At 68.7% G+C, this 11,777-nt stretch carries 11 protein-coding genes; 9 read left to right on the top strand and 2 right to left on the bottom strand.

Annotation, left to right across the window (positions count from 1 at the left end; translation table 11 throughout):
• Position 1: 1 nt before the first annotated feature.
• The gene (locus ST3T6A_RS0100965) at positions 2-1,300 is read right to left on the bottom strand and encodes an isoprenylcysteine carboxylmethyltransferase family protein (RefSeq protein WP_026359316.1); all 1,299 of its coding nucleotides are present in this window, start codon (positions 1,298-1,300) and stop codon (positions 2-4) included.
• A 98-nt stretch (positions 1,301-1,398) separates the two neighbouring features.
• The gene (locus ST3T6A_RS19005; RefSeq protein WP_019831011.1) at positions 1,399-1,929 is read right to left on the bottom strand and encodes a CHAP domain-containing protein; all 531 of its coding nucleotides are present in this window, start codon (positions 1,927-1,929) and stop codon (positions 1,399-1,401) included.
• 244 nt (positions 1,930-2,173) lie between these two features.
• On the opposite strand from ST3T6A_RS19005, the gene ST3T6A_RS0100955 reads away from it, so the two are divergent.
• The 9 genes from ST3T6A_RS0100955 (at position 2,174) to ST3T6A_RS0100915 (ending at position 11,768) form a co-directional block, all read left to right on the top strand.
• A complete protein-coding gene (locus ST3T6A_RS0100955; RefSeq protein WP_019831010.1) occupies positions 2,174-2,659 on the top strand; it encodes a dihydrofolate reductase in 486 nt (161 codons plus the stop codon).
• A 61-nt stretch (positions 2,660-2,720) separates the two neighbouring features.
• Positions 2,721-3,650 (top strand): bifunctional riboflavin kinase/FAD synthetase, encoded by a 930-nt coding sequence (locus ST3T6A_RS0100950; protein ID WP_019831009.1) that lies wholly within the window; start codon positions 2,721-2,723, stop codon positions 3,648-3,650.
• A gap of 44 nt (positions 3,651-3,694) precedes the next feature.
• Positions 3,695-6,631, top strand: coding sequence for an isoleucine--tRNA ligase (gene ileS, locus ST3T6A_RS0100945; RefSeq protein WP_019831008.1), 2,937 nt, complete (start codon positions 3,695-3,697; stop codon positions 6,629-6,631).
• Positions 6,624-7,142, top strand: a complete 519-nt coding sequence (lspA, locus tag ST3T6A_RS0100940) for a signal peptidase II (RefSeq protein WP_019831007.1) — start codon at positions 6,624-6,626, stop codon at positions 7,140-7,142. The genes ileS and lspA overlap by 8 nt, the downstream gene beginning before the upstream one ends.
• Complete coding sequence (locus tag ST3T6A_RS0100935; protein ID WP_019831006.1) at positions 7,135-7,557, top strand: DUF3035 domain-containing protein; 423 nt, start codon at positions 7,135-7,137, stop codon at positions 7,555-7,557. The genes lspA and ST3T6A_RS0100935 overlap by 8 nt, the downstream gene beginning before the upstream one ends.
• Positions 7,558-7,603: 46 nt before the next feature.
• A complete protein-coding gene (locus ST3T6A_RS0100930) occupies positions 7,604-8,524 on the top strand; it encodes an ABC transporter permease (RefSeq protein ID WP_019831005.1) in 921 nt (306 codons plus the stop codon).
• The gene (locus ST3T6A_RS0100925) at positions 8,521-9,312 is read left to right on the top strand and encodes an ABC transporter permease (RefSeq protein WP_019831004.1); all 792 of its coding nucleotides are present in this window, start codon (positions 8,521-8,523) and stop codon (positions 9,310-9,312) included. The genes ST3T6A_RS0100930 and ST3T6A_RS0100925 overlap by 4 nt, the downstream gene beginning before the upstream one ends.
• A complete protein-coding gene (gene nikE, locus ST3T6A_RS0100920) occupies positions 9,309-10,784 on the top strand; it encodes a nickel ABC transporter ATP-binding protein NikE (RefSeq protein ID WP_019831003.1) in 1,476 nt (491 codons plus the stop codon). Before ST3T6A_RS0100925 ends, nikE begins: the two co-directional genes overlap by 4 nt.
• Before the next feature lie 219 nt (positions 10,785-11,003).
• A complete protein-coding gene (locus ST3T6A_RS0100915) occupies positions 11,004-11,768 on the top strand; it encodes a TorF family putative porin (protein ID WP_235785693.1) in 765 nt (254 codons plus the stop codon).
• Positions 11,769-11,777: the final 9 nt, after the last annotated feature.

Genomic DNA, 11,777 nt, shown 5'->3' with positions numbered 1-11,777 from the left:
CTTATTCGGCCGGCTGCATCGCCTTCGATCGCGCCGGCCGCACCGCCTGCCACAGCTTCGCCAGAGGACCGTGGCGGGCCATCCAGTCAGCATAAGCACGATAGGCAGAGTCGGGCATCAGATGCCGCTCCTCGGTCTTGGCGCGCCAGAAATAGACGCCGCTGATGACGGCGAGCAGGCAGGAGTTGTGCAAGCCATCGCGCCAGTCGCCGCTGGTGGTGAGCATCGGCACTGTCGCCATCCACCAGAACAGGTTCTTCGACACATAGGCCGGATGCTTGGTGAAGCGGTAAGGCCCATGGGTCAGGATGCCGCGATGGGTAAGGTTGGAGAAGCGCAGGCCGAACGCCACCGTCGCCCAGGCATAGGCACCGGTCAGTGCGATCAGCGCGAAGGCCCAGAGCGGCTGGAGCAGCGGATGGTCCGACAGCGCGCGCGCCCAGCCGAGCTGGTGCTGCTGATAATCGAGCGGCCCGCCCGCGTTCATCAGGATGAAGGGCGGATAGCAGATCAGCGCCGCCGTCCACCCCGCGACGAACGGATTGCCCGAGCGGATGTGCGAATCGAGCGGCCGCATCGTGAAGAGATAGCCGACCGTCCCCATGCTGACGTCGATCAGGAACATCAGCGCCACCAGCCCGTCGGCCAGCGCCACCGGATCGGCGGCCATCGCGGCCGGGCTCACGCCGGTCGCCGCCGCCCAGTTGCCGCGCAGTGCCGAGAGCATGAAGGCGGTGAAGAAGCCCTTGATCGCCCAGCTCCGCATATGCTCTGCGATCTTCTGGCGGAGCGCCGCATCGGCTCCACGCCCGGCGGTGAGCAGCCAGGTGCCGAACGCCCACGCCCCGTCACGCGGCTCGACCAGCCGGCGATCAAGCCAGACCACATAGGGCACCGACAAGGCGAGCAGCGGCAGCAGCGCGATCCTCAGCACGTCCATCGCGTAGAGATAATCGCCCGACCAATACCAGCGGCCGAGCGCATAGAAGGAGGCGATCAGCCCCCAGGTCGCCCACAATCCGGCGAGCTTCACCAGGCTGATGTCGATCGCCTCTCCCCAGGGACGCGGCGCGGCCGACCAGTCGATCCCGGTCGAGGGATTGCGGTGCACCCGGTCGACCAGCAGCGACCAGAGCAGCATCGGCAGCGCGCAGGCGGCCAGCCCGGCAAGCGGCACCCAAGGCGAATCGAGCCTCCACAGCCGAACCGCGCCATAGAAGGCCGCCAGCCCCGCCAGCCCGACAAGGCCCACGCCCGTCGATACCGCCGAACGCGGCCTTGCATCGCCTTGCTGCTGCATCCTCACCCCTTGAGCCCAACCGGCGCACGCTGGCCTAGCCGATCAGCCGTAAGCAAGCGGTGAAGAAGCCATCCTGTCCCTTGGTGGGAGCGGGGGGATCAGCTCTTGGAGCCGTCGTCCCCGTCGGTATCGCCCTGCTGGGCGGCATCGGCCTTCACCGCGTCGGCGGCCTTCTTGCCGTAGATGAAGCCGTAGACCGGATAGCTGTGGGTGCCGAGATCGTGCAGGTTCTTGAACCACACGCGCACCTGGCTCCAGTCGTTCTTGGCCGAGGTGTCCATCACCAGCACGTCATGCTCGACCTGCCCGCGCGAGGACCAGTTGGCGTGCGTCACCTTGATCATGCGGTCGGAGAGAACCTGCGACACGGTGGCGACATGGCCCGAGCGCATCGAGCCGATCGCCTTGAACACCAGCACCGCGCCCTCCTTGGGGGTGCCGCCGCGGCTATATTTGCCGACCGCCTGGCTCCACCAGCTCGCCGCCGCGCCGAAGAGCTGGACGCCCGAGAACATGCGGGCGAAGGGGGCGCACTGCCAGAAGCCCGAAGGCTGGGCGTCGGCCGCCGACGGCATCGCGAAAAGCGCGAGCGCGATGGAACACAACGCGACCTTCGACCGTTTCAGCATGTTCGATAAAGCCCCAACCACCCCGTAGCGTTGGGATGTAACGATAATTCCGAGAGACTAAACAACCGGTCGACCGATCGCCCGGCCCGTGCGGCGAATCGTTTTTCCCGCACGATTCATCGTCCCGTCACCAGAATCACCGTCCGGCTTGCGCCCTGCGTCCGTCCCTCTCTAGGAGGGGCAAGGCTTCCGCATCTCAGGACGGCACCATGCACCATCTCCCCCGCCCGACGGCGCTTCCCGCATGAGCGGCGCCGAGATCGTCTTCTTTGCGGCGCGCGCCGACAATGGCGTGATCGGCGTGGAAGGCGGCCTGCCCTGGCGCCTGCCCGCCGATCTCAAGCGCTTCAAGGCGATGACCACCGGCCTGCCGATGATCATGGGCCGCAAGACGTTCGAGAGCTTCCCCAACCTGCTCGTCGGCCGCCGCCACATCGTGCTGACCCGCGACGCGGCATGGCGGGCTGAGGGCGCGGAGGTCGCCACCAGCATCGAGGAAGCGCTGACGCTCGCCAGCGGGCCGGTGGTCGCGGTGATCGGCGGGGCAGAGATCTATCGCCTCTTCCTGCCCCTGGTGCATCGTGTCGAGCTGACCGAGGTCCATGCCGCGCCGGAGGGCGACACGCACATGCCCGATCTCGGCGCCGGCTGGCGCGAGACGTTCCGCGAGGATCATGCCGCCGAGGGCGACCGCCCGGCCTACAGCTTCGTCACGCTGGTGCGCGGCTGAGGTTCGGCTTGGCGCCGCGCTTCCCTTGGCATCGCGGCGCCACCTGCTATAGCGCGCGGCCATGATACGGCTCTCCGGGGACCAGCCGGTTCCCGCCCCCGCGCGGGGCGCGATCGTGGCGCTCGGCAATTTCGACGGCTTCCATGTCGGCCATCAGGCGGTGGTGGGCCGTGCCATCGAACGCGCCCGCACGGAGGGCCGGCCGGCGATGGTCGCCACCTTCGATCCGCACCCGGCGCGGCTGTTCAGGCCCGACGCACCGCCTTTCCTGCTCACGACCATTCCCCAGCGCATGGACCTGTTCGAGGCCTTCGGCGCCGACGCGGCGCTCGCGCTGCCGTTCGACCGGGCGCTCGCGGCGGTCAGCCCCGAGGGCTTCGTCACGGAATGGCTGCATGAGCGGATCGGCGCGGCCGGGGTCGTGACGGGCGAGGACTTCACCTTCGGCAAGGGCCGCGCCGGCAACACCGCCGACCTCGCGGCGCTCTCCGAACGGCACGGGATACGCGCCGAGACGGTCCGCGCGGTCGAGACGGACGGCGCCGTCGCCTCCTCCACCCGCATTCGCCAGCATCTCAAGGCCGGCGAGATGGAAGAAGCGGCCCGCCTGCTGAGCCGCCCCTTCGCGATCCGAGGCATCGTGCAGCATGGCGACAAGCTCGGCCGCACCATCGGCTTCCCGACGGCCAACATCGCGCTCGGCGACTATCTGCGCCCGGCCTATGGCGTCTATGCTGTGCGCGGGCGTCTGGAGGATGGCCGCGTGCTGAACGGCGCCGCGAATCTCGGCATCCGGCCCCAGTTCGATCCGCCCAAGGAGCTGCTGGAGCCCACCTTCTTCGACTTCTCCGGCGACCTCTACGGGCAGGAGCTGACCGTCGAGCTGGTCCGTTTTCTGCGCCCCGAGGCCAAGTTCGACAGCCTCGAAGCGCTCACCGCCCAGATCGAGGCCGACTGCGCCGAGGCACGCCATATCCTCTCGCTCGCCTAGAATCCTTGCCCCGAGGCCGGCCGCCCTCTAATCCCCGGCGCAATATGGCCGACGAAACCGACACCCCGCAGCAGCGCGACTGGCGCGACACCGTCTTCCTGCCGAAGACCGACTTCCCCATGAAGGCGGGCCTCGCCGCCAAGGAACCGGCGATTCTGGCGAAGTGGCAGAGCGAGGATCTGTACGGGACGCTCCGCAAGCAGCGCGCCGGCCGCGAGCGCTTCATCCTCCACGACGGCCCGCCCTACGCCAATGGCGACATCCACATGGGCCACGCCATGAACAAGGTGCTGAAGGACATCATCGTCCGCTCGCAGACCTTGATGGGCAAGGACGCGCCCTATGTCCCCGGCTGGGACTGCCATGGCCTCCCCATCGAGTGGAAGGTCGAGGAAGCCTATCGCGCCAAGAAACAGAACAAGGACGAGGTGCCCGTCGCGCAGTTCCGCGCCGAGTGCCGCGCCTATGCCGACAAGTGGGTCGACACCCAGCGCGAGCAGTTCAAGCGGCTGGGCGTGATGGGCGACTGGGCCGATCCCTATCTCACCATGAAGTTCGACGCCGAGGCGGCCATCGTCGGCGAAATCCTCAAGTTCGCGGAGACGGGCCAGGTCTATCGCGGCGCGAAGCCGGTGATGTGGTCGCCGGTCGAGAAGACCGCGCTCGCGGAGGCCGAGGTCGAGTATGAGGACATCACCTCCACGCAGATCGACGTGGCGTTCGAGATCGTCGAGAGCGCGATCCCGGAGCTGGTCGGCGCGTACGCCGTGATCTGGACGACGACGCCTTGGACGATCCCGGTCAATCAGGCGCTCGCCTATGGGTCGGACGTTGAATACAGCTTGCTTCGGACAAGCTCTTGGAGCGTGCAGGGCTGGGGTAGTCAGGAAGAGGCAAGCCAACACCCAATCGCTCGTTCAATGGGGAATCGTCACTTCCTCATCGCTTCCGACCTAAAGGGAGCCTTTGAAAAGCGCGTTTCTGCCGCACTGACGGCCGCGTTGCAGGTCGAGCACCCCGGCTCGACCGTCATCTTTCAAACTGGCGAGCTGAAGCGTCTTTCTGGCGCCGATCTCGCCGGCACTATCGCGCGTCACCCGATGCATGAGAAGGGCGGCTTCTTCGCCAAGCCCCGCCCCTTCCTGCCCGGCGACTTCGTCACCACCGACGCCGGCACCGGCCTCGTCCATATGTCGCCGGACCATGGCGAGGACGACTTCCTGCTCTGCAAGGCGAACGGCATCGACCCGGTGTTCGCGGTGGAAGGCGACGGCCGCTACCGCGCCGACTGGGCGTGGATGGGCGGCAACCCGCTCTCCGTCATCAATCCCAAGCTGAACGCCCCCGAAGGCCCGATCTGCTCGGACCTGCGCGAAGTGGGCGCGCTGCTCGCCTCGGGCAGCTTCCAGCACAGCTATCCGCACTCGTGGCGCTCCAAGGCCAAGGTGATCTTCCGCTGCACGCCGCAGTGGTTCATCGCCATGGACAAGCCGATCGCCGCCGAGATCGACGCCGCCGACGGCCGCACCGGCGGTTCGGGCAACGGCCCGACGCTGCGCGAACTCGCCATGGACGCCATCGAGCAGACCCGCTGGGTGCCCGAGAAGAGCCGCAACCGCATCGGCGCGATGGTGTCAGGCCGCCCCGACTGGGTGATCTCGCGCCAGCGCGCCTGGGGCGTGCCGATCGCGCTCTATGTCGACAAGGACGGCCGCTATCTGAACGACAAGGCGGTCAACGCCCGCATCGTCGAGGCCTTCAAGGCGGGCGGCGCGGATGCGTGGTTCACCGCCGATCATGACCAGCTGCTCGGCGACCATGCCGGCAAGGGCTGGGAGCCGGTCAACGACATCCTCGACGTGTGGTTCGATTCGGGTTCGACCCACGCCTTCACGATCGAGGCCCGCTACGGCGAGGGCGTCCGCGCCAACCTCTATCTCGAAGGCTCGGACCAGCATCGCGGCTGGTTCCAGTCCTCGCTGCTGGAGAGCTGCGGCACGCGCGGCCGCGCGCCCTATGAGGCCGTGCTGACCCACGGCTTCGCGCTCGACGGGCAGGGCCGCAAGATGTCGAAGAGCCTCGGCAACGTCGTCGATCCCTTGAAGATCATCAACGAGAGCGGCGCCGACATCCTGCGCCTGTGGGTCGCCTCCACCGACTATTTCGAGGACGTCCGCATCGGCAAGGAGGTGCTCGCCGGCACGTCCGACGCGTACCGCAAGCTGCGCAACACCTTCCGCTACATGCTGGGCGCGCTCGACGGCTTCGACGAGGCCGAGCGTGTCGCGGCGTCCGAGATGCCCGAGCTGGAGCGCTATGTGCTCCACCTGCTCGCCAGGCTCGACGCGGAGCTGAAGTCGGCGGCAGATGCCTTCGAGTTCAACCGCTACGCGCGGGCGCTGACGGATTTCGCCAATGCGGACCTGTCGGCCTTCTTCTTCGACATCCGCAAGGACGTGCTCTACTGCGACGCGCCGGGCTCGATCACGCGCCGCGCCTATCGCACGACGCTCGACATCCTGTTCCACGCGCTGGTGCGCTATGCCGCGCCGATCCTCTGCTTCACGGCGGAAGAAGTGTGGGGCACGCGCTATCCGGACGCGGGCTCGGTACACCTCACCGAATGGCCGCAAGTGGACGGCCTGTGGATGGACGAGGGCCTCGCCGCCAACTGGGAGGATCTCCGCCGCCTCCGCCTCGCCGTCTCGGCCGAGATCGAGCCGAAGCGCAAGGCCAAGGAGATCTGCTCCAGCCTCGAAGCCAAGGTCGCGATCGGCACGCCGCAGCGCCCTGCCGCGACGCCGTCGGAGCTGGCCGAGCTGTTCATCGTCTCCGACGTCCAGCTCGAGACCACCGACAGCACGACCGTCGCCGTCACCATCACCGACTGGGCCAAGTGCGGCCGCTGCTGGCGCTACCTGCCGGAAGTGACCGAGGACGGCGCGCTCTGCGATCGCTGCGAAGGCGCCGTGCATGGCTGATCTCGTGCAGGAGCGCTTCCGCCGGCTGGGCTTCGGCCTTGCGATCCTCACCTTCGCGGTCGACCAGATCATCAAGGCGGTGATCGTGCAGGGCATCGACCTGCCCGGCCGCGGCGGGATCGAGCTGCTGCCGATCTTCCGCCTGCTGTGGGTGGAGAATCACGGCATCTCCATGGGCTTCCTCACCGCAGGAAGCGCGATGGACCGCTGGCTGCTGGTCGCGATGACCGGCGCGATCGCGGCCGCCGTGATCTTCTGGCTCTGGCGCGAGCGCAACAAGGCGGACGCCTGCGCGCTCGGCCTCGTGCTGGGCGGCGCGTTCGGCAACATCACCGATCGGGTGCGGCTCGGCTATGTGGCCGACTTCCTCGACCTGCATTTCGGCGACTGGCATCCTTTCCTGGTGTTCAACGTCGCCGATGCCGCTATTACCATAGGCGTATTGCTGCTGGTGCTGCGCGCGCTGTTCTCGCGCGCTCCCGCCGCGGCTTCGGAGGATCTGAATGCGTAAGACGATCGGTGCTGTGGCGATGCTGGGTGCGCTGGGCGCGCTGTCGGCCTGCGCAAGCTCCAAGGCGAGCGGCTTCGGCAATCGCAACGCCCCCAACGAGTTCGCGGTGACTCGCTCGCCGCCGCTCGTCATCCCGCCCGATTTCGCGCTGCGCCCGCCGCGTCCCGGCGCGCCTCGCCCGCAGGAGCAGACCGCCGCGTCCGAGGCGCTCACCGCAATGTTCGGCGGCAAGGCGGCCGTGAGCCCCGGCCAGCAGGGCCTCGTCGACGCCGCCGGCGGCGCGCCCGACACCGGCATCCGCTCGGAAGCAGGCTCGCCCGCGACCAGCGTGGTCGACAAGGGCGCCGACACCAAGAGCATCCTGGCGGCGCCGGCCGGCAACGCCCAGAACACGACCGTCTCCACCCCGCAATAAGCGGTGTCCCGGACGCGGATCGCGCACATGAGGGGCTGAGCCACCCATGCGCGCGATCCTTATCCGGCGATTGATGACGGCGTTGCCGACGATGGCCGCCGTCATCCTCCTTTCCTTCCTGCTGATGCGGGTCGCGCCGGGTGGACCGTTCGACGCCGAGCGCCCGCTCGATCCCGCCACCCGCGCCGCGCTCGCCCATGCCTATGGGCTCGACCGGCCGCTGATGGTGCAGCTCGGCCGCTATCTGCTGGGCCTCGCGCAGGGAGATTTCGGGCCTTCACTGGTCTATCGCGATTTCTCGGTCGGCGATCTGGTGCGGCAGGGGCTGCCCGTGTCGCTGGCATTGGGCGGGCTGGCGCTGGCCGTGGCGCTGCCGCTCGGCATCGCCATCGGCGCGTGCGCCGCAATGCGGCCCGGTGGATGGATCGACCGGGCGCTGATGCTGGCCGCCACCATCGCGACGTTGTTGCCGAGCTTCGTCACCGGGCCGCTGCTGGTGCTGGTCTTCGCGCTGTTGCTCGGGTGGCTGCCGGTATCGGGATGGGGCGGCGGCGATCCGCGCCATCTGCTTCTTCCCGTGATCGCGCTGGCGCTGCCGACCGCCGGAGCCATCGCCCGCCTCGCCCACGCCGGCCTCGCCACCACCCTGGCGCAGGACCATGTCCGCACCGCCCGTGCGCGCGGGCTTTCCGAGGGGCGCATCCTCGTCCGCCATGCGCTCCGCCCCGCGCTGGTGCCGGTGGCGAGCTATGTCGGGCCGGCGGCGGCGGGGCTGCTGACCGGCGCCGTAGTGGTGGAGACGGTGTTCGCGCTACCCGGGCTCGGCCGCTATTTCGTGCAGGGCGCGCTCAACCGGGACTATCCGCTCGTGCTGGCGGTGGTGATCCTCTACGCGGGCCTGATCCTGCTGTTCAACCTCATCGCCGACCTCCTCTATGGCTGGCTCGACCCGAGGGCGGCGGGATGAGGCCAGGCGTCCTTCCGCTGGCCATCGTAGCAGGGATCGCGGTCGCCGCGATCCTCGGCCCGCTGCTGCTGCCGTGGAGCTATGACGCGATCGACTGGAGCGCGGTGCGCGCCCCCCCGCTCTCCCCCCACCATTTCCTCGGCACCGACGCTGTGGGGCGCGACCTGCTTGCGCGCACGCTCGCCGGCACGCGGGTGACGCTCGGCGTCGCCGGTGCCGCGGCGGCCGTGGCGCTCGTCATCGGCACGCTCTGGGGGATGATCGCCGGCTGGTGCGGTGGACGGGTGGACGAGGCGATGATGCGGATCGTCGATGCGCTCTACGCGCTGCCCTTCATGTTCGTGGTGATCCTGCTGATGGTGGTGTTCGGCCGATCGATCGTGCTGGTCTTCGCAGGCATCGGCGCGGTCGAGTGGCTGACCATGGCGCGCGTCGTGCGCGGCGAGGTGCTGCGCTTGCGCCACCGCCCCTTCATCCTCGCCGCCGAGGCCGCAGGCGCCGGCACGCCCGCCATCATGGCGCGCCACCTGCTGCCCAATCTCGCGGGCGTCGCCATCGCCTATCTGCTGCTCACCGTGCCGCAGGTGGTGATGGTGGAGAGCTTCCTCTCCTTCCTGGGGCTGGGCGTGCAGGAGCCGATGACCTCGCTCGGTATCCTCGTCCATGACGGCGCCGAGGACATGGACGTCGCGGCGGCTACCCTGCTCGTGCCGGGAGCGGTGCTGGTGACTCTGCTGGTGGCGCTGACGCGCGCGGGCGAGGCGGTCCGGGATCGGCTGGCAACATGATCTATGCGATCGACGGGCTGATGGCGACGATCGGCGGACAGCATATCCTGTCGGGCGTGTCCTTCTCGCTCGACGCGGGAGAATGCGTGGCGCTGGTCGGCGCCTCGGGATCGGGCAAGACGACCACGGCCTTCGCGCCCTTCGGCCTGCTCCCCGCCATGGCGGGCGGATCGGCGCGGCTGGAGGGCGAGGAGCTGATCGGCCGCTCCGAAGCGACGCTGCGCAAGCTCCGCTCGCGTGCCGGCTTCGTCTTCCAGCAGCCGGCGACCGCGCTCGCGCCGCACCTCACCATCGGCGCCCAGCTCGCCGAAGCGTGGCAGCAGACGGGCGCCTCGCGTCCCACCCATGAGGAACTCGCCGCGCTGCTCGCGGAGGTCGGGCTGGACGAGCCCACGCGCCTGCTCGCCGCCTATCCGCATCGCCTCTCGGGCGGCCAGCGCCAGCGCGCGATGATTGCCTGCGCCATCGCCCACCGCCCCGCGCTGCTGGTGGCCGACGAGCCGACCTCGGCGCTCGACGCTCCCCTGCGCGCCGGCATCATGCGGCTGTTCGACCGGCTGCGGCAGTCGCGCGGCTTGGCACTGCTGCTGGTCAGCCACGATCTGCCGGCGGTGGTCGGTCATGCCACGCGCGCGCTGCTGCTCGACAATGGCCATGTCGTCGAGGCGGGTGACGCGCGCACGGTGCTCACCTATCCCGTTTCGCGCGAAGGGCGTGCGCTCGTGACGGCCATGCCCCGGATCGACGAGCCGCTCCCCCCGCGCCCGCCGATCGGCGCCCCGCTGCTGGAGGCGCGCGGGGTCAGCGTCGATTATGCGCTGCCCGGCTGGCGGCGGCGCAGGCTGGAGGCGGTGAAGGCGGTCGATCTCCGTATCGCCGAAGGCGAGGCGGTGGCGCTGGTCGGTCATTCGGGCTCGGGCAAGTCGACGCTGGCGCGCGCGATCGGACGGCTGGGGCCGCAGAGCGGCGGCAGCGTCCATTGGCGCGGCGAGGCGCTTCCATCCCGCGCCCGGATGCGGACCGAGCATCGCCGGCTGATCCAGCCCGTCTTCCAGGACCCGGCCGCCAGCCTCGATCCGCGCTGGACGGTGGCGGAGATCGTCGCCGAACCGCTGCTGCGCCTCCGCCCCGAGCTGGACGCGGAACAGCGCCGGGAGCGGGTGCGGGCACTGCTCGACGAAGTCGCCCTCCCGCCGGATTTCATCGATCGCCGGCCGACGACGCTCTCCGGCGGGCAGGCACAGCGCGTCGCCATCGCCCGCGCGCTGGCCCCCGAGCCCGAGCTTCTGCTGCTCGACGAGGCCACCTCCGCGCTCGACGTGCTGATCGCCGGGCGCATTCTCGATCTGCTGCTGCGGCTCCAGCGCACCCGCCGGCTGGCGATGCTGTTCGTCACACACGATGCCGCGGCCGCACGCAAATTGTGCCACCGCACCATCGCGATGGAAGCCGGGCGCATCGTTGAACGCTGAGTTTCGGTTACAATATTGTTGCCGCAATGCAACATTCGGGGGTTTCCACGTTCCCGCCCCCCGATATCTGTTGTGCAGTGCGCCAATCCTGCGCACATTCCTCGCAGCAACCGAGGAGCCCCGTCGGCGAACAGACAGGCACCGGTTGCTCGCGGGTGGAAGTGATCATCGATATCGAAAGGCCATCCGATGCGCACAGCCTTGCTCGTGTCTGCCCTTGTGGCAGGTTCCGCTTTCATCGCCACTCCCGCGCTGGCGGATGATCCCACGGCGCCGCCGTCGGCCTTCACCATCACCGGCTCCGCGGGCGTGTGGTCGCAATATCGCTTCCGCGGCATCTCGCAGTCGAACAATCGCCCGGTCTTCCAGGGCTCGGTGACCGTCTCGCACGCGTCCGGCTTCTATCTCTCGACCTGGGGGTCCAGCGCCAGCGCCGGCAACAGCACGGTCAACATCGGCGGCTCCGAGATCGACGTCTATGGCGGTTATACCCATGCGCTGGGCAGCACCGGCGTCACCTTCGACGGCGGCCTCTACGGCTATCTCTATCCGGGCGCGCCGGCCGGCAATTATTACGAAGTCTACGGCTCGCTCGCCAAGACCTACGGCCCCGCCACCGGCAAGATCGGCGTGAACATCGCCCCGGATCAGAAGGTGTTCGATTATTATTCGGGCACCAACTACAATGTCTATGTCTATGGCGAGCTGGGCTTCTCGGTGCCGGGCACGGCATTCAGCGTGCACAGCCACCTCGGCCACACCGGCGGCGGCTTCGACTACACCAAGGACTATATCGATTATAACGTCGGCGTGAGCTACAAGTGGAAGGCGCTCACCTTCGACGTCTCGGGTGTCGGCACCAACGTCTCGCACAAGAATGCGCGCAACAACCCGTTCGTGGACCAGACGGGCACGCCCAGCCCGTTCCAGACCTATCGCGCGGCCAAGGCCGTGGTGGTCGGCTCGATCAGCGCCAGCTTCTGATCGTATCGC

This window comes from Sphingomonas sp. PR090111-T3T-6A (assembly GCF_000383095.1).
Taxonomy (GTDB): domain Bacteria; phylum Pseudomonadota; class Alphaproteobacteria; order Sphingomonadales; family Sphingomonadaceae; genus Solisphingomonas.
This window is presented reverse-complemented; position numbering and strand designations above follow the sequence as displayed.